This is a genomic window from Pseudarthrobacter sp. 05T312 (assembly GCF_056396685.1).
Map to the genome: position 1 here is coordinate 44,946 of NZ_JBFTLY010000022.1, position 23,202 is coordinate 68,147.

A 23,202-nucleotide genomic window follows, 5' to 3' on the forward strand; every position below is an offset into this window, starting at 1 on the left:
CGGCGAGCTGCGTTTACGGCGCTGACGGCAGCTGGTCTTGAGTCTTCATATTGGGCAAGACCACAATTCGCCCAAAGCTGCGCCCTGATTCAACAAGTTCGTGGGCTTCCGCGATCCGCTCCAGCGGCAGCTGATGACTAATGATCGGCTTGACCAAGCCCCGCTCGACCAGAGACAACGAGGTTTTCAGCTGCTGCCTGGACGTGCTTAGAGCAGACATCAAATGGATTCCCCGCAGGAAGAGCTGTGCCGGATTGAAGGGAATGAAGTCTCCCGTCAGTTGACCGACGAGAACCCATCGCCCTCCTCTGGCCATGCTCCGCCGTACCTCGGTGAACACGGGGCTGCCAACGTTGTCGATGGCCACATCAACACCCTCGCCTCCGGTTGCGGCAAGTACCAGCGGCGAAAAGTCCTTACCGCGCTCGGCAAGAATCACCTCGGCACCCAACTGGCGCAACACCTCGGCCTTTTCCTCAGATGTCGTGACGGCAAGCGTCCGGGCCCCGCAGGCCAGCGCTACCTGGATTCCGTGAATTCCAAGGCCTCCCCCCGCTCCGGTGACCAACACAGACTCTCCTGCCTGGACCCTTGCCACATCACAGAGAGCGTTGAGCTCGGTGCCAATTGCACTGGCCACCACGCATGCGTGGGCGTGCGAAAGGTTGCCGGGCTTTGTGACCAGGTTGTCCTCCTGGATGAGGACCATTTCGGCATATCCGCCATTGAGCCCAACGTCCCCCAGGAACTCATGGTCGGGGCAAAGCGTCTCACGGCCGCTCCGGCACCATTTGCAGCGCCCGCAGACACGTCGGCGTTGAGTACTGACGACCTGATCGCCCGGTCGCCATTCGGTAACATCTGGACCCACGGCAACAACCTCACCGGAGATCTCGTGCCCGCAAATGACCGGCATGACGATTCCCCGGCGCAGCGTCCCGTTGCGCGTCGCGACGTCGTGGGACGACACGCCACACGCCATGACCCGGACCAAGCAGTCCCTGCCCGTGGCAACCGGGTCCGGAACGGATGTCAGACGCAGGACCTCCGGCGAACCCGGCTCTTCTACAACAATGGCTTTCATGCAGTTCTCGTTTCAAAACTCGCAACATCCGCACTTCGGATTTCTGATACATTATCAATTTTTGAGTCCATTTGGCCACCTTTTTCAGCAGTAGCCGTCAGCGAATGGCGTGATATCGGCACGCATACGGGCCGGAGGGCGGGCATGCTTGACTCGGCCAAGATCTGGATCTTATATTTGATACATGATGCAGTGTGAGGTGAGCCACAGCTCGCTCCTCATGTTTATCCCGCTAATGGACGATGGCGCCCCTTAGCGGGCCGCTGATGCCCAGACAGCCGCGGGGACCGGGTTGTCGGGGTTACGAGTTGCAGATGTAAATCGCACAGGGTGACCGAGGCTATCCCATCCCGAATTACCTTCCGGCGCATGACGGCTGCCCGCGACCTCCCCGACGCGGGACGCCACCGCAACAGCAACCGGGCTGTATCCCTTTCCTTAGCTTCGACAGGAAGTAACCAATGTCATCTTCACCAGAAGTAAAGCGTGCCAGTATCGGACGGCTCGGCAGTGCAGCCGTCGCCGGCACGACACTCGAATACTATGACTTCTTCATTTACGGCACGTCGGCAGCGCTCGTGTTCGGAAAGCTCTTTTTCCCCAGCTACAGCGCTCTGGCCGGAACGTTGGCGGCGTTCGCCACCTTGGCTGTGGGCTTCTTCGCCAGGCCGGTCGGGGCGCTCATTTTCGGTCACTTGGGGGACCGGATGGGCAGACGCGCCACACTGATAACGTCGCTGTCAATGATGGGCGCCGCTACCGTCCTTATCGGGTGCCTTCCGACGGAGGCCCAAATTGGATGGCTGGCACCGGCTCTGTTGGTGGTCCTTCGCTTCGCCCAAGGCATCTCAATCGGCGGGGAATGGGGCGGCGCGGCACTGATGCTCGTTGAGCATGCACCGGAACGTCGCCGCGGCTTCTACGGCAGCCTGGTCTACGTGGGCGCGCCTGGCGGCCTGCTTCTGGCAACCCTGGCCGTGAACGTGAGCACTGCCATCTCAGGGACTGGCTTTATTGAATGGGGCTGGCGACTGCCCTTCCTTTTCAGTTCGGTCCTGTTCATCATTTCGCTGTTCATTCGTCTTGGCCTTGAGGAGAGCCCTGTCTTCGCTGCTCTGGAACAAAACCAGGCAAAGGTCCGCGCCCCCATTGGCCACCTGTTCAAGAGCCAGTGGCGAGACATCCTGCTCGCTGCCGGCGTTGTTGCCCCGGGATCGGTTCTCTTCTACGTCGTCAGCACTTACGCGGTTTCCTACGGAACATCGGTGGCTGGAATGCCCAGTAGTTCCCTGCTAAATCCGCTCCTTTCCGCGGCCGCCGTCTACTTCTTCGCCATTCCACTCTGTGGCTGGCTCTGTGATGTTTTTTCACAGAAGGCCGTCTTACTGTCGGGGTGTCTGCTGTCCATCCCTTCGTGCTTCCTGTTGTTTTTCCTCGTCGACTCCAAGTCGCCGGGACTGATTTTCGCCGGCATGGCTTTCGCGCTGGCCGCTGCGCACGCCGCCCTGGTGTCTCCCCAGGCAGCGATGCTCGCCAGCCGCTTCGATCCGCGCGTCAGGTTCAGCGGCGTCGCAATTTGCCAGGCCATCTCAGTCAGCGTTCTGGGAGGCGCAACACCCTTCCTGGCGACACTGTTGTTTGGTTGGACCGGATCGACACTTTTGATCAGCACTTGGATGGCAGTCTGTGGAGTTATCGGGGCTGTATCCGTTGTCGCTTTGTCCAAGCGTGCGATCTACTCGGATGAAGATGTCATTGAGGAGGTGGGAGGAACACCCAGCGCCGCAGTGCAAACGGTCTAACCCTTGCCCGAACCGAGGACTGGATTTGATGTATTATCAAATCCAGTCCTTTTGGTCTGATAGGAAAGGGGTTCCTCAATGACCAACATTCCACAGGTGGAAAGCCCGGCGACTTCCTCGCAACAGCTGCAGGGGGTCCGCGGCCGGGGAGGGGAGGTCAAAGCCCCGCGGCGGACCATGAGCCACCACGTGGCGGACCGTATCAGAGCTTTGATTTTTGACGGAACTCTTCGCAGCGGTCAGCGGGTGCCTCAGGACGCCTTGGCCGAGGAGCTCGGCGTCAGCCGACTGCCTGTCCGGGAGGCTTTGATCACGCTGGAGACAGAAGGGTTGGTGTCTTCCGAGCCTCACAGGGGAACGTTCGTCGTCCCTATCCTGCAGGAGGACATCGAAGACCATTACCGTATGTACGGGATGATCCAGGGCCTGGCAGCGAACCGGGCAGCCCGGCGGCTGAATGAAGTCACGCTGGCCCGCTTGCGGGCCCTGCATGAGCAGATGTGCGGGACGGAAACCTGGGGCTCCTATCATGACCTTGACTGGGAGTTTCACGCTCTGGTCACTCAGACCGGGGGCAGCCGGCGGCTGACCTCGGTACTGCGGCAACTGGGGCACAATCTTCCGCGGGCAGTTTACGAAAACCCTTCCGGATCCATCGAGGATTCGAACGCCGGGCACGCCCTAATCCTGGCTGCACTCGAAAGAGGTGATGGTGCAGGTGCCGACCGCGCGTGTGTGGACCACACGGTCGCCGAAGGACGGCACGTGGTCGATAAGCTGCGACGTGCCCATGTCTTGGAGGATGTCTAGCCGGAGGTCCCCGCTGTGAGGACCCCTGTCCGCCCCATCACCCCGCCCACCGGGTCCTGGCGTTGTCCTCCCGCGTCTTCCTTGGTTTGACGGGACGCACCGTCGCCAGGCACGCAAGGTGGCTGGTTGGCCGGGCATGAAAAGAATTTGTGCAACCGGTCCGCCTCGCAGGTCGACTGTTCAAAAGCCCGCGGAAGGTCTCCGCTGCCGCCGGTTTCTCGATCCGGCGGCAGCCGATGCTGTCCCGGAACCGTCGCCTATTCGTGGCCGGTGCAGGGAGCCGCCACAGGCCTACGAACCTCTACGCCGCCCGCGGGGCCGACATTATCTAAGGAACGATTAGCCTGGCTGCCGGCTTTGATTTCCTGCTCAAACAGCGCGGTGGCCTCGGCGACTGCGTTCAGACCCACTTCGAGGCTGCGGACGATGCTCGGGACGGTAAGGAATACAGCGTCCAGTACCTGCTGGTGCGTGGCTCCGTAGTGCAGTGCGTTCCGAATGTGAAAGGCCGCGCCCTCGGTGAAGAGATGGGTGTTGGCCAGGTCGATGACAACAAAGACCAGCTCGGCCCAGGCAGGGTCCAGGCTGCCCGTCTTCCAGATGTGCTCCCCCATCGCCCGGTAGGCGGCAAACGCATCAGGGTTCGCCGCCTTCATCCTTCGGTGAAATGCGGGGAAGGCGGTCTCGAAGGCAGCCCAATAACCGCCGGTAGGAGCGTCAGTGTCCGGAGTTTGGTCCTCAAGCGGGCACAGTAGCGGAAATCCTCTGGTCAGGCCGTGCAGGGAAACCATTGTCACCAGCTCAATGACCGTGGTGACATCACGCTCGGTGGCGCCTGCCTTCAGCGCCAGGAGAACACGGTTTCGGGCGCCTGTTCCATCCAGGTTCGTGATAGAGACGTCGTGGGCGAGCAACAGGAGCTGTCGCAGGCGGGGATCGAGTGATGCGCCGCGGTACGCTGCCTCAGCATAGGCGGTAAATGAGGCTGTAAAGCCCGGGTCGATTTGGGTCAATAGGGCAAGACCTGGTCCGGCGCCGCCGTAGATGGCAGCAAGCCGGGCCATGACCTCGCTCGGGCAGGCGCCGTCGCCGTTCAACAGCCGCCGGGGCTGCCGGTGTTCCCGGCGCGCTGCCGGTGGACAGGCAGGGGAAGGCCTGGGTGCAGGGCCGGGATTTCAAGTACGGTCCCGCCTTTGGGAGTCGTAACGTACAACCTCGACAGACCAGGGCCGCCGAAGCAGAGGCTTGTGACCAGAACGCCTGGTCCGAAGTCGATTTCATGGCACATTCGGCCGGTCGGGTCGAAGGCCATGAGGTTGTGGCCGGTGCTGCCTGCAACCCACAGCCAGCCGGCCGCATCGAGAGCGATTCCATCGGGATGTCCGTGAGGGATGGTGGCCATCCATCCGTCGGCTTCGGGTCCCGTATCCGTCATTTGATAGCGGGTCACAGTCCGAAGCGAGGTTTCGGCCAGATACAGTTCCGTGCCGTTGGGACCAAAAGCGATGCCGTTGGGAAATGCCAACTCAGTGAGCCAGGTGTGCAGTTCCCCGGTCGCGGGGTTCCAGGAGCGAAGGTGTCCTGGTGCCCCTCGTTGGAATATTTCGTGGTCTGCGGGGTCGGTGAACCACAGGCACCCGTCAGGGCCAATTACACAGTCGCTGGGTGCCGAAACTCCGGTGTCCAGGGCAACGGTGAGGTTGCCGTTCTGCCACTGCTGAATGGACGGCTTGGCTGGCAGCTGGGACTTGGAAGCCATTGCCGTGCCGCCGTTCTGGGCCACGAAAATCGTTCCGTTAGGTCCCACAGCCAGCCCGTTGGGCCCGCCGCCGCACTCGAAGGCCAGCACCGGTTGTTTACCGGATTCCACAGGAATCCGGTAAACCGAACCACGATTGATGCTGGTCACCAAGAGGTGGCCGGAGGCGTCTGTGCATGGACCTTCGGTGAAGCCCAGTCCTGTAGAAAGGATCCTGCCACCTTGGGGCAGGCGGATGTCAGGGCCGGATGACGTCCCGCCCGGCGTGCCGGAAGCGGGAGTCCGTGGAAGTGATGTGGCCGTGTTCATCGTGCCTCGACCGCGCTGCTGACGAGTTCGGCAGCTTCCTTCTTCAAAGCCGGCAGGGAGATTTTGCCGCTGGCCAGTCGCGGAAGTGAATCATCGCTTCGATAAAAGAAGTACTTCGGAATCTTGTAGCTGGCTGCCACTGCCTTGAGCTGCTGCCGGATCATGTCGGGGCTCAGATCGGCGTCCGCGTCAATAAAGGCCGCGACCGCTTGTCCTTTTTCCTCGTCATGGACGGCGCACACGTGTGCCTGCCTGATGCCGGGCACACGGTCCAGCAGCATTTCGACCTCTTGTGGTGAGACGTTGACGCCGCCGGTCTTGATCATCTCCCCGCTTCGGTCTTGAAACTGGAGCCGCCCGTCCCTGTCGTAGCGGCCGAGGTCGCCCGTCAGGAAGTAGCCGTCAGCGGTGAAAGCCTCCATGGAGCGAACGGGGTCCTTGTAATAGCCGGACGTCGTTCGTCCCCGGACGGTGATTGCCCCTACAACGCCAGCCTCGACGGGCTGGCCGGTCTCGGGATTTACGATGCGGATGTCGACACCGGGCAGCGGTTTTCCTTGGGTGGTCATGACGACTTCCTTTGGGTCCCTGTAGTCGGTAAGGGCTGCCAGGCCATAGGTTTCGGTGAGCCCGTATACGCTCACACCGTGTTCGACGCCCAATTCTTCGATGGCGAGCCGCCGGTCTTCGACCGAGAATCCGATCATCCCTTTTCGCAGGAAGACTTTGCCTTTGTCGAACCCAGGTGCCGCCAACAACTTGCGTGTGAGGTTGCCGAAGCCGAAGTACACCGTGCACCGATGACGCTCGAGGATTTCCAGGGCGGCGGAAGGTTCGAACGCCTCCTGGAGGACAATCGTGCCGAAGTGCGTCCACGTGGCAAAGAGTGCTTGGAGTGCGGCGACCCCGTAGAACAGCGGAGTGACAAGCCATGCTCTGTCGGTTTCATCGATCCCCTGTCGCACGCCTATCTGGTAGCCGTTCTCTATGGCATCGCCCTGGTGCAGCATGACAGCCTTGGGCTTGGACGTGCTGCCCGAGGTGTAGAGCAGGTACATCAGATCCGATGGTGCATTCAGTTGCTCGCGCTCGTGCAGTTGGTCATCGGAAATGTGTTGCGCACCCTCAAGGAAGCTTTCCACGTTCATCATGCCGGGGAGACCTTGCCCCAGGGACACCACATCCCTTAGTTCAGGTGCCGCGGCAAAGGTCCTCCCGGCATGGGACTCGTTAAGCTCGGGCAAAAACGAGGAGACGGCGGTGTTGAAGTTCCTTGCCCTGAGGATGTCAACGGCGAACAGTGCCACGGCGTCCGAGTGGTTGAGGGTGTACTGCAGCTCATCAGGTGTGTGCCAGGTGTTAAGGGGGGCTAGATGGGCGCCGATCCGTGCCGCGGCGAAGGCAAGATGTAGAAAATGCGGGTGGTTTCCGGCGAGCACCGAGATGGCCTCCCCGCGTTGAACACCCAGGTGCAGCAGGCCCTTGGCCCAAAGGCTGACGGTTGCGTCGAATTCGGCGAAGGTGGTGTGTCGATCATCGAAGATGTAGGCAGTGCGTTCAGGGTGCAGCGAGGCCGCTTCCCGAAGCAGCCCGCTGCAGGTGGTGGCTTGGGGTTTGGTGGTGTTCACTGTGGTTTTCCTTTTACTTCGTTGCCGTCGGCGAGGAAATGGTGGGGGTGCCGATGCTGCGCCCGCCGCAGAGGGGCAGCACTTGGCCCGTGCAGTACGGGGCCTGGGCGAGAAATGCCACGGCGGCTGCAACGTCGGACGGCTGGCCGGCGCGGCGGACCGCCAGCGAAGCCAAGGTCGCCTCCCTGACTTTGGGGGGCAGGGATGCAGACATGTCGGTCTCGATGAATCCCGGTGCGATGCAGTTGACGGTGATTCCATCGCGCCCAAGTTCCAGGGCCAAGGCGCGGCTGGCGCCCACGAGACCGCCCTTGGAGGTGCCGTATGCGGTGGAGCCGAAGATGCCCAGCCAGGCACGGGAAGCGATGTTGATGATGGCTCCGCCGCTGCTGCGCCGCATGAGGTCTACAGTTTCTGCGATCAAAGCCAGCGGGCTGATGAGGTTGATCTCCAACACCCGGGAAAACATCGCGAGGGGCATTTTTTCGATTAGGGAGTCCTGCAGCACCCCTGCACAGTTGACGAGTGTGTTCAAGCCGCCAAGGTCCTCGTCGCAGAGCCTGATGACCTTGGCTCTGGATTCCTGACTGGTGACATCCAGTTGTACCGCTGTAGCAGATCCTCCGGCCGTGCGGATTGCCTGCTCAATCACCGATACGGCTTCCAGATCCAAATCACCGAGGACTACGTGATGCTTCTGGGCGGCCAGTTCCATGGCGATTGCGCGTCCGATGCCGCCGGCGGCCCCGGTCACCAGGGCCACTCCACGTCCGATCATGGCCGCACCCTCCCCGCTTCGGTTCCGTCCGTTACCCAGATTTCCTGGCCGGTAATCCACGAATCTCTCCGGAGAAGAAGCTCCAGTTGACCACGGAGAGCCTGGGCAATTGCCGGCTTTTCGTAGCATGATCCGGTGTCGACGCAGACAACATTCACTGTGATGGCCTTTCGCTTCAGCTCCAGTGACAATGTGCGGGCCATCGACAGGATGCCGCCGCAAACTGCTCCTGCCGCGGCGTCCCCTGCTCTGCCCAGAGCCTCCTCGGCAGGAAGAATAATAACGATCCGTCCGGGCTTCCCGGCTTCGATCAAGGGAACAATGACTGACTGGACTTCATGGACCACCCAGACAAGGGGGTCGCCGACGGCAGCGGCCAAATGTGCCGCTGTCCACTCCGGGGCGGGCAGGGCTGCGGCCAGTGACGGGACGATACAGACGGCCGAGGTATTTTCGTTGCGCTCCGGTTCCGAGAACAGCTCAGGCGCCAAGGCCGCTATGGCCTTGGCCGTGGGGCCATCGCCAATGATTGCTGCCGCATCGGTGGTCTGGCGGGCGTAGTCCTGCAGCGTGGTGCTGTGAGTGGCGGTCATTGGGACATCACCAGCGTCGTGACTGATCCGCCGTCGGTGCCGCTGACGGTGCCGCCCTTGCAGTAGGCCAATCCGATGCGTGCCGATTCAATTTGGCGGCCTCCTGCTGTCCCTCTTAGTTGCCACGTCAGTTCACACGCCTGCGCGACTCCGGTTGCCCCCACTGGGTGCCCGCGGGAGAGGAGTCCTCCGCTGGGGTTGACCGGAAGCCGGCCTCCGATTCCAGTCAACCCATCTTGGGTCCATTGCCCGCCTTGGCCGACGGGGATGAGCCCGAGGCCCTCGAGGCGGACGATCTCGGCGATGGTGAAACAGTCGTGCATCTCGACGAAGTCGATGTCTTCCGGCCCGATCCCGGACATCTCCCACGCCGCCAGTGCCGCCCGCCGCGATACGTCTTCGGCGTTCAAGTCATCTGTTCCGACCTGGAGGCTGCCGCTGACGAGGCCGCAGCCAATAATGCGGGGGGCTGATGAGGCGGCAAGCCCAAGCTTGCGCAGGCCGTTGGCGTTGCAGAGTACCATCGCCGCAGCGCCGTCGGAGATCGGACTGCAGTCAAGCAGGCCGAGCGGATCGGCGATGGGACGCGCTGACAGGACGTCCTCCAATGTGATGGCGTGCTGATACTGCGCGTACGGATTATGCACCGAGTGGGCGTGGTTCTTGACTGCCACGGCGGCGATCTGTTCACGGGTGGCCCCGTGGTCCGCCATGTAGCGGCGGGCGCTCATCGCGTGGCCGGCGGCCATCACCAGGCCAACGGCTGCGTCCAGGTCGCCTGGATCAGGTTTGACCCCGCCGAAGACGCGGTCCGTCATCTTTTCGACGCCGATCACCAGGACGATGTCGTGTAGGCCAGCGGCCAATGCTATCCATGCTTCCCGAATTGCAGTGGCCCCGCTGGCGCAGTAGTTCTCGACGTTGGTCACGGGTCGTCCGTCGAGGCCAAGGTGCACTGCTATCCGCTGCCCGGCGACGGGACCTCCGAAAACATGCCCTGTGTAGATCGCTTCGATATCGCGCACGTCGGCGCCTGCGTCACTTAGGGCTTGCCTGGAAGCTGCTGCGGCCATTCCCTCCAGTGTGGTGGAGGCTGGAAACTTGCCGAACCTGATCATTCCTGCGCCGGCGACGTGGGCGGGGTTGATAGTCATGCGGACTCCTCACGCACCGTGCGGAACTTGTATCCGAGCACGGCTTCATTGGAACGGGAACGAAACTCGGCGGGAACGAGTTCGACGGGATCGTTGATGTGCAGCTGCCCGCCCTCGGCCGGGACGCACTGGGCCAGGACTCTGCACCCGTCTTCAAGGTCGACTTGCGCCAGCACGTACGGCACCGGGGTACCCTCCGGGGCCTGCCGGACCACGGCAAAAGAATGCACCCGGCCTGCTGGAGACAGCACCACCTGCGTAATGTCCACCCCCGCCTGGCGGCACTTCGGGCAGAACGACCGGGACGGGTAGGTGACGTACCCGCATCCGCCGCATTTAGTGCCCACCAGACCGAAGGGCCGGGCCACGACGTTGTCCGCGTTGAAGGGCTCAAGGTCAAGCAAATCAGCTGACAGCTGTGGACTCATTTCAAATCTCCCTTGATATGACTGCGTGTCCAGTATTGCTGATATTTGATACATTATCAATATGGAGATAGCCCGGAACTCTCTCCGGGGCCCTGCTTATGAAAGGAACGTAGATGGGTGCACTGACTGGCCTGCGGGTTGTGGAAATGGCAGGGCTCGGCCCGGTTCCGTTCGCGGCCATGATGCTCGCTGACATGGGGGCAGAGGTCCTAAGGATCGATTCCCCGCCACGGAATCCTGAAGATCCCCACGACCGATCCGGGCCCATCTGGAGGGGCCGGTCGGGCATAACGGTTGACCTGAAGGACCCGGAAGGGGTGGACCAGGTGAAGGAAATCATCGCGGTGGCAGACGTCATCATCGAAGGTTTCCGTCCGGGCGTCATGGAGCGCCTCGGTCTTTCGCCTGCGGTGCTCTTGGACCTGAATCCTAGGCTCGTTTATGGTCGGATGACCGGCTGGGGGCAGTCCGGCCCACTCGCCACAGAGGCAGGGCACGACGTCAATTACCTCGCGATTTCCGGAATACTGCGCCAGATCGGCAGGGAGGGGGAACGCCCAATACCTCCCCTGAACCTTGTAGGCGACTACGGCGGCGGCGGGATGCTGCTGACTGTGGGGGTCCTGGGCGCGCTGGTCGAACGCGCCACCTCCGGACTCGGCCAAGTAATCGACGCTGCCATGATCGACGGCGCCGCGCTGCTGATGGTCTCTATCGCCGGCGCCCTTGCCCGGGGCGCATGGCAGGATCCCCCGGGCACGAATGCCCTCGATACGGGCGCTCCGTTTTACGAGGTGTACCGGACAGCAGATGGCAGGGACCTGGCGTTCGGTGCCGTTGAGCCACGGTTCTATTCGCGGGCGCTTTCCGTGCTGGAACTGGACCCAACGCTGGCCGATCAGCAGTATGACCGGGCGACGTGGGCCGACACCAAAGAGTTGTTCGCCGCAAAAGTTGCCGAGCGAAGCCTGACGGAGTGGACGACGGCATTCGAAGGGGCGGACGCCTGCGTCAGCCCTGTCCTGACTCTTCAGGAGGCTGCGTCCCACCCCCACTTTGCAGAGCGCGGCACGTGGGCGGAATTTGGAGGGTCAGTGCAGCCAGCAGCTGCCCCCCGCTTCAGCCGGACCCCAAGCAGCACAACCCCCCTGCACGGCGACGCGGACCCGCAAGTCCTCCTGGACCGCTGGCATCGGCGCAGCACTGCCCCGGAGCCGGAACCTCAAGCTGCAGAGCACTAGGAAGAAATGGAAACAGTAAAAGGCAAAGCAACGACCCGCGGCGGGCTTCGTCCCGGCCCGCGCGGATAGTCCGTGGCCAGGCACAGCAGCCGTGGCCATCCGGCACACAGAAGAAGGTTTCGGTTGTCCCCGCGGGTGACTTTCCCTGGCCTGACATTGCTCTTCTTCGTTGTACTCGCGGCGGCCGGCGCCCCCTCTCCCCTGTATTCAGTCATGCAAGCTTCATGGGGCTTCCCCCTGTGGCTTCTCACTCTGGCCTTTTCTGCCTACGCCTTTGCAATGCTTGGCGCGCTCGTAACGGTCGGTTCCCTGTCCGACTACCTGGGTCGAAAACCCGTTCTCATTTCAGCGCTGTCCGTTCAAGCTGCAGCAATGCTGTTGCTCGGGTGGGCACCGGACATGGGCTGGGTCATCGCGGGCAGGACCCTGCAGGGAATCGCCACCGGGGCGCTGACTACCACGCTGACCGCGTTCGTAACCGACATGGCGCCGCGGGACAGGCCCACGCTGGGGGCTACGATCGCAAGTTTCGCAACGCAGGGGGGAATGGCGGCCGGCGCATTGGCGGCCGGCGCGGTGGCCCAATGGGTTTCAGCGCCCGTGCCAACAGTTTTCACTGTGCTGGCCGCTACTTTTGGTGCTGGCATCATCCTCACTCTCCTGACGCCGGAGACTTCACCCCGGCGGCCAGGGGAACTGAAATCCCTCATCCCCCGGCCCGCAATACCCCGGCAATTCCGTGCCGATTTCCGCGCCCTTGTCCCTGTTATCGCCGCTGTCTGGATGACTGGAGGGTACTTCATGAGTCTGCTTCCAGGAGTCGTGCTCGAGCGTTGCGGCGCCCCGAGCAGCTTCACGGGCGGCATCATGATCGGACTGCTGGCCGGCGTCGGCGCGATAAGCGGTATGGTGACCGAGCGATTCCACCCGGTCATCATGGCCATGTCCGGATCTTTGCTGCTGATCGCAGGAACTGCGATTTTGCTGGCTTCGCTAACGGGCGGGTCGCTGGGCTGGTGCATTACGGCCTCCATCGTCACCGGCTTTGGATTCGGCACGGCAAATTCCAGTGCATTCCGCCTGGCCAGGCAAATGGCACCCCCGCGCGACGTGGCCCGGATCTTCGCCGCCGTTTACGCCGTCTGCTACCTGAGCTGTGGCGCACCCGTCGTCGCTGCCGGCGTTCTCGCGGACGCTATTGGACAGAGCACCACAACGAACGTCTACGGCCTCGCCGTCATTCTGGTCGCATCAGCAGGCGCGTTGCTGCACAGAAGCAAGTCCCGGCTCCAAACCGCAGTGGCACTGGCCGCTCACAATCACCCAATAGTCACGGCATATCAACAGAGATATGCGCCCCGCTCAGCAAACGCTGCACCGGGGGCGCCGTTGGTGGAAACCAACACAACCACGACAAACGTCAACCATCCCAAAACGGCGCAACTATCCAGCCTGGAGAAAACACCATGAAAACCCTTGAAATGACTGGCCCTGGCGGCCCTGAAGTCATGCAGTACAGCGAACGCACAATGCCACGTCCCGGCCCCCACCAAATCACCATCGCTGTTTCCTACGCAGGACTGAACTTTGCAGACGTCCTGGCCCGCAGGGGGCTTCCCGGCTACACCTCCGGCTGGCCCCACATCCCCGGACTGGAGGTCGGCGGCACCGTTCTTGAAACTGGGGACGAAGTGACAGATATCCGTTCCGGGGACCGTGTGGTTGCTTTCACCGTCAACGGGACCGGGCTAAGCGAAGTTGCGCTGGCCGAAGCTGCCCTTACGGTAAAAGTACCGCTGGACATGGATCTTGCCGCTGCGACAACGGTCCCACTGACCTGGGGCACGGCGCTGGGGCTGGTGAAGGCCTCCCACGTCGGCCCGGAAGACACCGTCCTCGTCACCAGTGGTGCAGGGGGTGTGGGTACCGCGCTTGCAACCGTCCTGACACATCACGGCGTCACCACCATTGTCGGCGGGGTAGGTTCCCCCGATAAGATCAGCGCCCTTGCTTCCGGTTACGTCCCGGTACTCCGCGATGAGCACTTCAGTGAACGCGTCAAAGACAGCAGCCCCAGCGGCGGCTTCGACGTCGTACTTGAATCCGTAGGCGGACCGGTCATGGAATCGGCCGTGCGGATGCTCACTGCCGGTGGCCGCCTCGTGTCATATGGGGCCGCCAGCGGACACCCGGATCCTGCTCTGCCCTCCCTGCGGGAACTGCGGACAAATAATGCGACCGTCACCGGGTTCAGCATCATTAACCTCGCCCGCCGCAACCCCAGGCTTGCCAACGGGCTCATTAAGGGCGTCTTCGATATGGCAGCCGCCGGCGTCACCATCAGTACCCCCCGCGTGGTGGGCTGGGACGAGGCTGCCGCAGCCCACATCGCCCAGGGCGAGGGAACCCAGTCGGGCAAAACGGTGGTCAAGGTCTGCCCCTGAATGCGAAGAAGAACAACGCCCCCTTGTCTTCGGCTCATGGCCAAGGCACCGTTACCGGCGCTGGACGGGGAGGCGTCCCGTGACCCTGGCGGAGTCGTGGTTTCGCCAACCAGTACCGGAAAGGAAAGAACACCGTGTCAACGAAAGGGCATGAAGCAAGGCGTGCACAGCTTTGGCAAAACGGGGCCCTCAACCGGACGGCATTGGTAGTCGTGGACGCCCAGGTCGGATTCGGAAACGAGTCCTTCTGGGGTCCCCGGGACAATCCAGAGTGCGAAGGCAACATCCGGACCTTGCTGGAGGAGTGGCGGGCCAGCGACCGCCCCGTAGTCCTTGTCAAGCACAACTCAGGAACAGTGGAATCGCCACTACATCCCTCCAGCCCGGGCAATGCCTTGTACCCGTGGACAGACGGCCGCACCGACCTCCTCGTAACCAAGGAGGTGAACTCGAGTTTTCACGGCACCCCGGACCTCGCTGCATGGCTCACAAACCAGGACATCAAAGACATCGTGGTTTGTGGAATTACCACCAACCACTGTTGCGAAACGACCGCCCGAGTAGGTGCGAACTTGGGCTTCACCGTCTATTTCGCCCTCGATGCCACATACACCTTTGACCGTGCGGCCCCGGATAGATCCATAACTAGCGCCTCCCAGTTGGCGCACGTCACTGCTACAAACCTCCACCAAGAGTTCGCCACCATCGTTCAGACCAACGACTTGATCCGTGTCTGAGCCCCATCCAACTGCAAGAACCCGGGTCGCCCTGGCCGGGGCCATCCGTCCCGTAAACAGCTGCGGTGCTGAACATGTCGCCTGCGATCGACCCCATGCCTGTCCCCTGCCTAACGCCCCACCCTCGGGAGGAACGAACCATCATGCCCACACTGCACCCTGCCATTGAAGTTGATGGCGCAAACCCGGAATCGCTTCAGGAAAACATCACCGCTGCAGTCAATGAGATTCGCTCGCGGGCGATGCTCTTCGGCCGTCACGGAATCATGGTCACCCAGCACGACTTCAACTCTTTCAGCGTCAAGATCTCCGCAGAAGTTCCTTACGGAGAAACCTGGGAACAGCGGTCTTTCAGTTAGCCAGTTAGGGACATCCTTAGCTGATCAAGGTCGCTCCCGGTCGTCGCCGTGCTTCGGGCAAGAGCAAACATGCTGATCTTCAAGACCCTGCGTAGTAGAACACACACCGTATCCAAAGGAGGATCCCGTGCGCGTCCTTTCGCCGCGCTCCGCCCGACCACCGAAGGCACATCTGGAATCCTCATGACCAAGAAAACAAGCGATGAACCGAACTGCGTGATGCTCGCTGAGGGCTTCGTGTACCTCCGTTGGACTGCATCGGAGGTAACCGAGAAGAACGCCGCCAGTGTTCATGGCCAGATTGCCAGCCTCACTGGCCGGAGGACCTACCCGCTCCTCATAGAGCTCTGCGGCGTACGGAGGGTGAAGCTTCAAATCGAAGCGCTCCTGGCCGCAGCTCCGCTGCCTGTTTCAGTCCTGGCAATTGCCGCTTCCTCACCAGTTGACTGGGCCACAGCCTACTTTTACGTGAGCAAAGTCCCCGCGACATGCACTATCCGGCTGTTCACCTCACGGCCGGAGGCAGAAGCATGGCTGAAATCCCAGGCAGGCGTTGCCTCCTAGGAAGCAACACCTGCCTGCCGGCTCGAGCCGGCAATCCAAGTCACACGCGGGCGTTGGCAGGGCATCCAACCCGATTCAGCGTGCCCTCGTTCCCCGATGGTTTCCCGTGGGGTGAAGACTGCTGGCTAAGACCGGGATGCGGGACCGGGCCCAGCTGGTCGGCTACGCCTTCCGCCACCGTCTGGTCACCGGCTGAACAGGTCTGTTCTCCACCCGGTCAGCAGTGAATCCACCGACGGGCTGAATCGCCGGTTAGTTCTCCTGCGTAGCTTTGAAGAAAGCACATACACCGGGCCCATCGGGCCCAGGACGCACCGGAGAAACACCACATGACCACTGCACAATGGCTGCTCAACCTCGGCCTATTGATCTTCATCCTTGCCACCAATCTGGGCACGCGCCCGGTCACGCGCCGACGCCTGACCCTACCGATCATCCTGGCCGTCGTCGCCGGCGCCTGGCTGCTCTCAGACGTTCCAACCCGGGGCAACGATGTCGCCCTGGACTTCATCGGAGCCGGCACCGGGGTAGCCCTAGGCATCCTGGCAGCGCTGCTCATGCCGGTGAAACGCCGTCCCGACGGAACAGTGGAAAGCAAGGCCGGAGCCATGTATGCCCTCCTGTGGCTGGTAGTCATCGGCGGCAGGGTCGCCTTCGCAGAATCGGCCAACGGCTGGGCCGCGGCCAGCATCCGGGACTTCTCGATCACCAACGCCATCACCGGCGCCGACGCATGGACCGCCGCATTCATCATCGTGGCCCTAACCATGGTCACCGCCCGGGTCATCACAACACTCATCCGCTGCCGGAGCCTGCCGCTCGTTGCCGGCGCAGCCGCCCAGCCCGCAGGCCAGTACTGACATGAACAGGACACCCACGATGCCACACACCCAACCAATGACCCACACCCCACCAATGACCCGCTCACGGCCCCCTTACACCGCATTCGCCCTGACCGGCCTGGCCGCAGCACTGACACTCCTTACAGCGCTGCTCATCGGCTGGGTCGCCCCGGGCCTGGAAGCAACCCAACAACGCTTCGTTGCCGTGCTGGTCATGGCCGCCGTCGCCGCGATCACCGTCGCAGTGACCCGCCGGGATCTTCTGACCTCCGGCCGCCTGCACCCGGTCCTGCTCGTCATCCCCGTACTGGTCGCCCTCGCCCCGTTCGCCCCCGGCCTGAAGGACATTGGCCCGGAAGCGGGCAGCACCCTCATCATCGGGTACCTCGCCACCGGGATCTACGAGGAACTATGGTTCCGCGGCCTGATCCTGGACAGCCTGGCATCGTCGAGCCCGACCAAGGCCGCCCTGCTGTCATCAGGGCTGTTCGGCCTGATCCATCTAACCAACATCGCCTTCGGCGCCAACCCCGCCATCACCACCGCACAGGTCATAGGCGCAACATGCTTCGGCATAGGCATGGCCGCCCTCCGTTTACGCGGCGTCACCCTATGGCCCCTCATCATCATCCACGCCGTCACAGACATCGCCCTCCAGGCCGGGGACATCACAAGTACCTGGCGATGGATCCTCATGATCAGCGGCGACATCATCCTGCTCGCCTATGGGCTGCGGATCCTCAAAGGCGACGACCACCTCTGGCAAATGATCTAACCCCCTGCGACCACCCATGCCCAGCAACAAAACGAGCAGTAGTGGAATCGATAGAGGCACGAAGCGAAAAGGCCCACGACGTCGCCGCACGACCATATTTTATTATCGGCACGGCGGCATACACGAAAGGGTCTCGCCCGCGGGGAAGGGTGGCTTCTATCTGCCTCTAAAGCGGCGACGTCCTGATAGTTATCCACCGCCACTGCTCCTGAGAGAGTTTCCCCGACGGCTCCCCAAGGAGTTGCATGAGGCCGGCATGGACATCCTCATGACAGAACTCGCAACCGCACGGAGCCGGGGGGGCGCTGCGGCCAGCGCTCGATCGCGTCATTAGTGCCTAAACCCTGCGAACCTGGCTGGGCTCGGCCGTCACCACTGGACTGGAGGGGATCTGACCCAGACGTACCTCGCCAATTTCAAGGAGCTGGGGCTGTACCCCCTCCTCGTAGAGCTCCGCGATGTAAGGAGGCAAAGCATAAAATCGACAAGCTACTGGCACTTGATCCATTGCCGGTCGCTGTCCGGGGCGCTCATGGCATCCTCCCCCGTCGACTGGGCCACAGCGTTCTTATATGTGACGAAAGTCCCCGCAACGCGCAGCACCGTGCCGTTTACCACCCTGTCGGAAGCGACGCGTGGCTCCAATCCCATACCTGACGTTCGCGGTGGGCGGGGGTATGAGGCAGTTTGGATTACACCCCCACCTGACAAGTATGTTGCCGCCGCCCACAGCCGGGGACAATTCTCAAAGGTTATCCACCGCTACCGCTGCCAGGGAGCTCCCCCAACGGCTCCCAATTTCCAGCCGTGGATAACCCGAATTGACCCCAGCCATGGACGGATCAGAGTCGCCACCAGTTCCGGCCGCGTCATCAGCACGCACGGGTGCGCCCTGCCGAGGCAGGTTGACGGAATATAAGCTATCGGCTCTTTAAAATGGGCAGGGGAGCGATCGAAAAGGGCCTCGTTCTTACCTGCCGACGAGTGTTCTGTCGGCTGGCGGCGGGACCGTGCCCGGGTCTTCGTCGATGCTGTACAAAGTTTCAAAGGTGTCGGTAATCCTGGTGATGTCTTCGAGGGTGATGTTGATAAACGCGGACCGTTTCTTCAGGTGCCGGACCAGTTCGGTCTGCGGCCACATCAACTGGTCGAAGTATGTCCCGAACGACCGTCCACTGGCCCTGGTGTAGTCCGCCAGCGCCGTCTGCCCTGTGATCCGTCTGCCGTACGTGAGTTCGATGTCGACGTCGCCCAGTGGATTGACGTCCGGGTTGAGGTAACTTCCGAAAACCCTGAGTGTGCTGATGAACAGGGGTTTGCCTGGGTCGCCGTTGTAAGCCTGTGCTCGTTCCACCAAACCTGCTATCAGGCGCTCTGCGGTCTTTCTGCTGATCGGCTTTCCGAAGCTTGCCATCGCCAGGGCATTGCCCTGGATGGTCGAGTCCCACCAGACATCGCCGTCGGTGTCGACACGGACTTTCTCCATGTAGCCGGCAGCTTCCAGCTCCGCGAGAACGGCTTCACGTTCGCATCCGGTCCCTTCGAGCAGGTCCGCTACGGCCTCGCCGACCATCTCGCGGCCCCTGAGTTTGCGGACAATCGAGCGTGCCAGCACAGCCGGCAGCCCGGCGATGGTGTCGGTTTTCGCAACCCTCATGGCAAAAGCCTAAGCATCAAAACCGGAAGTCGCCGACCGGGATGACGCTCGGCGGTGCACGTGAAGGGCCGATCGTCCTGTTCCCAGCCAACTTCAAGGTTCAGCCTGCAGGATGTGGGATGGAACTTCGGCCAACCGCTATTTGGCCGGAGTTTCGCCATGTCCGGCCACCTGCCGCAAGACGCGGAGCGATTCGGTGGGGCGCCGTTCTACGAATGCTCCCCCTCGCGCGCGCCAGAATCACGGGCGATTCCCTTGACCGGCCCGGAGTCGTCAAGCTAGCTTGACTTCATGAACGATGACGCGCGGTCGGTCGCGGAAGCCCTCAGCGGTGGTGATGTCCACGAGCTGCTCAGGGTGTGGGAGGACTTCAACCGCGGCGAGACGTGGCGAGAAGTTTCTTCCACCGGCAGTGACCAGGCCCGTGTGGCAGCAGCACAGTTCCTTGCAGAGGTCAGGGAAGTCACAGCGCTGGAGGCGCTGCGTGCAAACGCGAAGGCAGTCGAGCTGCTCACGGCCAGGCGCTGGTACGTCATCAAATCCGCACGCGAGGCCGGCGCGACGTGGGCCCAGATCGGCGAAGCACTGGGTATCACGAAACAAGCCGCCCACGACTTCTACCGCCGCAAGATCGAAGAGCAGGAAAAGTACCTGCCGGACCTTCATGACGCCGCGGCAGCCCGTGCAGTCCTGGAAGAAGCGAAGGAAGAATAACGGGTTTAGGGGAGGACCGAAAGGGGCCCTCCGTGCACGTGCCGATGAGCCGCTTGCAACCACTCCCCTATCCGGCCAGCCTTACAGAATCTTTATTATCGGCTTTCGGCCTCTGGCCTGCTGGAATGAGCACTCCCTGCGAACTACAACAGCGGGGTTTACCTTTTGGGCGCGGCTCCGGGCCTACCGCTCTTGATCGGAGTTCCCGGGTGTGAATCTGTAGGCATGCAGGCCCGTCCTGCAAAAATGCAAGTTGTCTACGCTCGTACTAGACAGTAACTTTGTTGAGGCGACTACTGCACGTGTCTGGAGGCGCCAGCTACAAGACCCCGAGACGTCCCCCATGCCTCGGGGTCTTCTGCTATATCCCGCCGGTTACGTCGTCGCTAGCATTGGTGCTGGCACCCGCATTTGCGGGTGCGCTTCCCGCCGGTAGGGGGCGGCATGCGGCCCTACCGCCTTATTTTGTTCATTCGGCGGGTACCCTAGACGTTCAGACTTTGAATAGTGGCATCCTTGGTACTACTTTTGCCGAAGCGATAACGAAAGTTTCCCCACGTGCGGAGCAGCTAAATGGAAGACCCTCATGGATCGAGTCAACGGACGTGAGGGTCTTTCTCCGTCTCCCATTGCAACTTCGGGGACGTAGGGCTCCCACAACGAACCGTGCTCCAGTAAGTGGATGAGGAAGGGCGCCACCACCGCGGCGAAGGAGAGCATGAGCGCCACTACGATCACCGTTCCCCGCTAGCACGTCATGTCCACTCAAAATGGAAACGATTCAGATCCACTGCCGGACCTCTGCGAGCAGAGAAGATCACGACGATTTCAGCCTGCCATTCCACGGCAGCGAGGGTTGATTGCCTGGGCGTCTGCGGGCGTAGTTCTCCCACTTGCTGGCCTGGTGCTCGCCGTCCACAAAGCGGATGGTGCCGGACTTGGAGCGCATGACGATGGACTGCGTGAGGACCTTGTCCTTGGAGTAGCGGACGCCCTTGAGCAGGTCGCCATCGGTGATGCCGGTGGCGGCGAAGTAGCAGTTGTCGCTGGAGACCAGGTCGTTGGTGGACAGCACTCGGTCGAGGTCGTGGCCGGCGTCGATCGCCTTCTGCTTCTCCTCGTCGCTGGTGGGCCAGAGACGGCCCTGGATGACGCCGCCCAGGGACTTGATGGCGCAGGCGGCCACGATGCCTTCGGGCGTTCCGCCGATGCCCATGAGGGCGTCCACGCCCGTGCCGGACCGGGCGGTTGCGATGGCGCCGGCTACGTCACCGTCCATGATGAACTTGGTGCGGGCACCGGCTTCGCGGATTTCCTCCACCAGCGGCTTGTGGCGGTCGCGGTCAAGGATCATTACGTTGAGCTGGTTGACCTTCACGCCCTTGGCTTTGGCGATCAGGTGCAGGTTCTGCTTGACCGGCAGGCGCAGGTCCACCATGTCCGCGGCCTCGGGGCCGGTAACGAGCTTTTCCATGTAGAACACGGCGGAGGGATCGAACATGGAGCCGCGCTCGGCAACGGCCAGGACGGCCAGGGCGGTGTTGATGCCCAGGGCGGTCAGCCGGGTGCCGTCGATGGGGTCAACGGCGACGTCGCATTCCGGCCCCGTGCCGTCTCCTACGCGTTCGCCGTTGAACAGCATGGGGGCTTCGTCTTTTTCGCCTTCGCCGATGACCACGACGCCGTTGAAGTGGACAGTCTGCAGGAAGGAGCGCATGGCGTCGACGGCTGCGCCGTCGGCGGTGTTCTTGTCGCCGAAGCCAACCCAGTGGCCGCCGGCGATGGCGGCTGCCTCGGTGACGCGGACGAGTTCCAGGGCAAGGTTGCGGTCCGGCTCGTCGTGGCCCACAGCAAGGGACGGTGAGAGGGTTAGATAGCGGGATGGTTTGGAAGCGTTGGGCAAAAGTTTCCTTCTTGAGCGCTAGGAGATGGTGGGCCGCCCTGCCTGAATCGGCAGGGCGGCTCGTGGAGTTGATCGGCGCTACCGGACGTCCCCGTCCACCCAATCCATGGACTTGGTGACGGCCTTCTTCCAGAGCCGCATCTGGCGGTCCTGTTCAGCCTGGTCCATCTGGGGCTCCCAGCGCTTGTCCTCGGCCCAGTTGGCCGAGCACTCGCCCAGGTCCTTCCAGAACCCAACGGCCAGCCCTGCCGCGTAGGCCGCTCCCAGCGCGGTGGTTTCGATGACCTTTGGCCGGATGACCGGGACGCCCAGGATGTCCGCCTGGAACTGCATGAGTGCGTCGTTGGCCACCATGCCGCCGTCGACCTTCAGCTCGCTCAGCGGCACGCCGGAGTCCGCGTTGACCGCGTCCAGCACCTCGCGGGTCTGGAACGCGGTGGCTTCCAGGGCCGCCCGGGCGATGTGGTTCTTGTTGACGAACCGTGTCAGCCCCACGATCGCACCGCGGGCGTCCGAGCGCCAGTACGGGGCAAACAGGCCGGAGAAGGCAGGAACAATGTAAACGCCACCGTTGTCTTTCACGGCGGCCGCAAGGGTTTCCACCTCAGGGGCGCTGCTGATCATGCCCAGGTTGTCGCGGAGCCACTGGATAAGGGAACCGGTGACGGCGATGGAGCCCTCGAGGGCATAGTGCGGCTTGGCGTCGCCCAGCTTGTAGCCCACCGTGGTGAGGAGCCCGTTCTTGGAGTGGACGATTTCCTCCCCCGTGTTGAAGATCAGGAAGCAGCCCGTGCCGTAGGTGTTCTTGGCCTCACCGGCTTCGAATGCAGCCTGTCCAAAGGTGGCAGCCTGCTGGTCGCCCAGGATGCCCGACACCGGCGTCTCGCGCAGCAGCTGCGAGCCGTGGACTTCACCGTAAACCTCAGAGGAGGACTTGATCTCCGGCATCATGCTGCGCGGCACGCCGAAAATCCCGAGGATTTCGTCGTCCCACTGCAGTGTTTCGAGGTCCATGAACAGGGTGCGGGAAGCGTTGGTCACGTCCGTGACGTGGACACCGCCGTCCACACCGCCGGTCAGGTTCCACAGGACCCAGGCGTCCGTGTTGCCAAAGACCAGGTCACCGGCCTCTGCCTTTTGGCGGGCACCGTCAACGTTGTCCAGGATCCATTTGATCTTGGTACCGGAGAAGTAGGTGGCCAGTGGCAGGCCGACCTTTTGCTTGAAGCGGTCGGCGCCGCCGTCCTTGCCCAGTTCGTCCACGATGTCCTGGGTGCGGGTGTCCTGCCAGACGATGGCGTTGTACACCGGCTTGCCCGTGGTCTTGTCCCACACCACCGCGGTCTCGCGCTGGTTGGTGATCCCGACGGCGGCAATATCGTGCCGTGTCAGGTTCGCCTTGGAGAGGGCTGAGCCAATGACCTCACGGGTGTTGGTCCAGATCTCCGTGGCATCGTGCTCCACCCACCCAGCCTGCGGAAAGATCTGCTCGTGCTCCAGTTGTCCGGAGGAGACAATCGCCCCGCTGTGGTCAAAGATGATGGCGCGGGTGCTGGTGGTGCCCTGGTCGATGGCGATTACGTACTGGTTCATGATGACGTCCTTGTCTTGTTAATGGCTG

Annotated in this window: 22 protein-coding genes; 11 read left to right on the forward strand and 11 right to left on the reverse strand. The window is 62.3% G+C overall.

What is annotated here, in order from left to right; genetic code table 11:
• Positions 1–13: 13 nt before the first annotated feature.
• Positions 14–1,084 carry a quinone oxidoreductase family protein gene (locus AC1DIP_RS19815; protein WP_477734806.1) on the reverse strand — a complete coding sequence of 357 codons (1,071 nt, stop codon included), beginning with the start codon at positions 1,082–1,084 and terminating at the stop codon, positions 14–16.
• 461 nt (positions 1,085–1,545) lie between these two features.
• Between AC1DIP_RS19815 and AC1DIP_RS19820 the strand changes: the two genes are divergently transcribed.
• Together AC1DIP_RS19820 and AC1DIP_RS19825 are read left to right on the forward strand one after the other, a co-directional pair.
• Complete coding sequence (locus AC1DIP_RS19820) at positions 1,546–2,886, forward strand: MFS transporter (RefSeq protein WP_477734807.1); 1,341 nt, start codon at positions 1,546–1,548, stop codon at positions 2,884–2,886.
• Positions 2,887–3,063: 177 nt separating this feature from the next.
• A complete protein-coding gene (locus AC1DIP_RS19825; RefSeq protein ID WP_477734808.1) occupies positions 3,064–3,696 on the forward strand; it encodes a GntR family transcriptional regulator in 633 nt (210 codons plus the stop codon).
• A 257-nt stretch (positions 3,697–3,953) separates the two neighbouring features.
• Here AC1DIP_RS19825 and AC1DIP_RS19830 read toward each other — a convergent pair whose 3' ends face one another.
• From AC1DIP_RS19830 to AC1DIP_RS19860, 7 genes are read right to left on the reverse strand one after another with little or no spacing between them, the layout of a single operon-like run.
• Positions 3,954–4,793, reverse strand: a complete 840-nt coding sequence (locus tag AC1DIP_RS19830) for a carboxymuconolactone decarboxylase family protein (RefSeq protein WP_477734809.1) — start codon at positions 4,791–4,793, stop codon at positions 3,954–3,956.
• Entirely contained in the window at positions 4,790–5,764 is a 975-nt protein-coding gene (locus AC1DIP_RS19835; protein WP_477734810.1) for an SMP-30/gluconolactonase/LRE family protein, read from the reverse strand. The genes AC1DIP_RS19830 and AC1DIP_RS19835 overlap by 4 nt, the downstream gene beginning before the upstream one ends.
• On the reverse strand, positions 5,761–7,392 hold the full coding sequence (locus tag AC1DIP_RS19840) for a class I adenylate-forming enzyme family protein (RefSeq protein ID WP_477734811.1): 1,632 nt from the start codon (positions 7,390–7,392) through the stop codon (positions 5,761–5,763). The genes AC1DIP_RS19835 and AC1DIP_RS19840 overlap by 4 nt, the downstream gene beginning before the upstream one ends.
• Before the next feature lie 13 nt (positions 7,393–7,405).
• Entirely contained in the window at positions 7,406–8,170 is a 765-nt protein-coding gene (locus AC1DIP_RS19845; RefSeq protein ID WP_477734812.1) for an SDR family NAD(P)-dependent oxidoreductase, read from the reverse strand.
• Positions 8,167–8,763, reverse strand: coding sequence for a Rossmann-fold NAD(P)-binding domain-containing protein (locus tag AC1DIP_RS19850; protein ID WP_477734813.1), 597 nt, complete (start codon positions 8,761–8,763; stop codon positions 8,167–8,169). The genes AC1DIP_RS19845 and AC1DIP_RS19850 overlap by 4 nt, the downstream gene beginning before the upstream one ends.
• A complete protein-coding gene (locus tag AC1DIP_RS19855; RefSeq protein WP_477734814.1) occupies positions 8,760–9,917 on the reverse strand; it encodes a thiolase family protein in 1,158 nt (385 codons plus the stop codon). Before AC1DIP_RS19855 ends, AC1DIP_RS19850 begins: the two co-directional genes overlap by 4 nt.
• Positions 9,914–10,345: a Zn-ribbon domain-containing OB-fold protein gene (locus AC1DIP_RS19860; RefSeq protein WP_477734815.1), complete on the reverse strand. Its 432-nt coding sequence runs from the start codon at positions 10,343–10,345 to the stop codon at positions 9,914–9,916. Before AC1DIP_RS19860 ends, AC1DIP_RS19855 begins: the two co-directional genes overlap by 4 nt.
• A 113-nt stretch (positions 10,346–10,458) precedes the next feature.
• Between AC1DIP_RS19860 and AC1DIP_RS19865 the strand changes: the two genes are divergently transcribed.
• The 8 genes from AC1DIP_RS19865 to AC1DIP_RS19900 all read left to right on the forward strand — a co-directional run bounded on the left by AC1DIP_RS19865 (position 10,459) and on the right by AC1DIP_RS19900 (position 17,307).
• A complete protein-coding gene (locus AC1DIP_RS19865) occupies positions 10,459–11,586 on the forward strand; it encodes a CaiB/BaiF CoA transferase family protein (protein WP_477734816.1) in 1,128 nt (375 codons plus the stop codon).
• 135 nt (positions 11,587–11,721) lie between these two features.
• Positions 11,722–13,056 carry an MFS transporter gene (locus AC1DIP_RS19870; protein WP_477734817.1) on the forward strand — a complete coding sequence of 445 codons (1,335 nt, stop codon included), beginning with the start codon at positions 11,722–11,724 and terminating at the stop codon, positions 13,054–13,056.
• Positions 13,053–14,030, forward strand: a complete 978-nt coding sequence (locus AC1DIP_RS19875) for a quinone oxidoreductase family protein (protein WP_477734818.1) — start codon at positions 13,053–13,055, stop codon at positions 14,028–14,030. Before AC1DIP_RS19870 ends, AC1DIP_RS19875 begins: the two co-directional genes overlap by 4 nt.
• A gap of 134 nt (positions 14,031–14,164) precedes the next feature.
• On the forward strand, positions 14,165–14,767 hold the full coding sequence (locus AC1DIP_RS19880; protein WP_477734819.1) for an isochorismatase family protein: 603 nt from the start codon (positions 14,165–14,167) through the stop codon (positions 14,765–14,767).
• A gap of 143 nt (positions 14,768–14,910) precedes the next feature.
• Positions 14,911–15,126, forward strand: coding sequence for a hypothetical protein (locus tag AC1DIP_RS19885; protein ID WP_477734820.1), 216 nt, complete (start codon positions 14,911–14,913; stop codon positions 15,124–15,126).
• 183 nt (positions 15,127–15,309) lie between these two features.
• Positions 15,310–15,690 (forward strand): DUF7793 family protein, encoded by a 381-nt coding sequence (locus AC1DIP_RS19890; RefSeq protein ID WP_477734821.1) that lies wholly within the window; start codon positions 15,310–15,312, stop codon positions 15,688–15,690.
• A 329-nt stretch (positions 15,691–16,019) separates the two neighbouring features.
• Positions 16,020–16,550, forward strand: a complete 531-nt coding sequence (locus tag AC1DIP_RS19895; RefSeq protein ID WP_477734822.1) for a CcdC protein domain-containing protein — start codon at positions 16,020–16,022, stop codon at positions 16,548–16,550.
• A 37-nt stretch (positions 16,551–16,587) separates the two neighbouring features.
• Positions 16,588–17,307, forward strand: a complete 720-nt coding sequence (locus tag AC1DIP_RS19900; protein ID WP_477734823.1) for a CPBP family intramembrane glutamic endopeptidase — start codon at positions 16,588–16,590, stop codon at positions 17,305–17,307.
• Positions 17,308–18,277: 970 nt separating this feature from the next.
• Here AC1DIP_RS19900 and AC1DIP_RS19905 read toward each other — a convergent pair.
• Complete coding sequence (locus AC1DIP_RS19905; RefSeq protein ID WP_477734824.1) at positions 18,278–18,964, reverse strand: hypothetical protein; 687 nt, start codon at positions 18,962–18,964, stop codon at positions 18,278–18,280.
• 291 nt (positions 18,965–19,255) lie between these two features.
• Between AC1DIP_RS19905 and AC1DIP_RS19910 the strand changes: the two genes are divergently transcribed.
• Positions 19,256–19,678, forward strand: a complete 423-nt coding sequence (locus AC1DIP_RS19910) for a hypothetical protein (RefSeq protein WP_477734825.1) — start codon at positions 19,256–19,258, stop codon at positions 19,676–19,678.
• Between the two features lie 817 nt (positions 19,679–20,495).
• Here the strand turns inward: AC1DIP_RS19910 and glpX are convergent.
• Positions 20,496–21,581: a class II fructose-bisphosphatase gene (gene glpX / locus AC1DIP_RS19915; RefSeq protein WP_477734826.1), complete on the reverse strand. Its 1,086-nt coding sequence runs from the start codon at positions 21,579–21,581 to the stop codon at positions 20,496–20,498.
• 78 nt (positions 21,582–21,659) lie between these two features.
• Entirely contained in the window at positions 21,660–23,174 is a 1,515-nt protein-coding gene (gene glpK / locus AC1DIP_RS19920; protein WP_477734827.1) for a glycerol kinase GlpK, read from the reverse strand.
• Positions 23,175–23,202 lie beyond the last annotated feature (28 nt).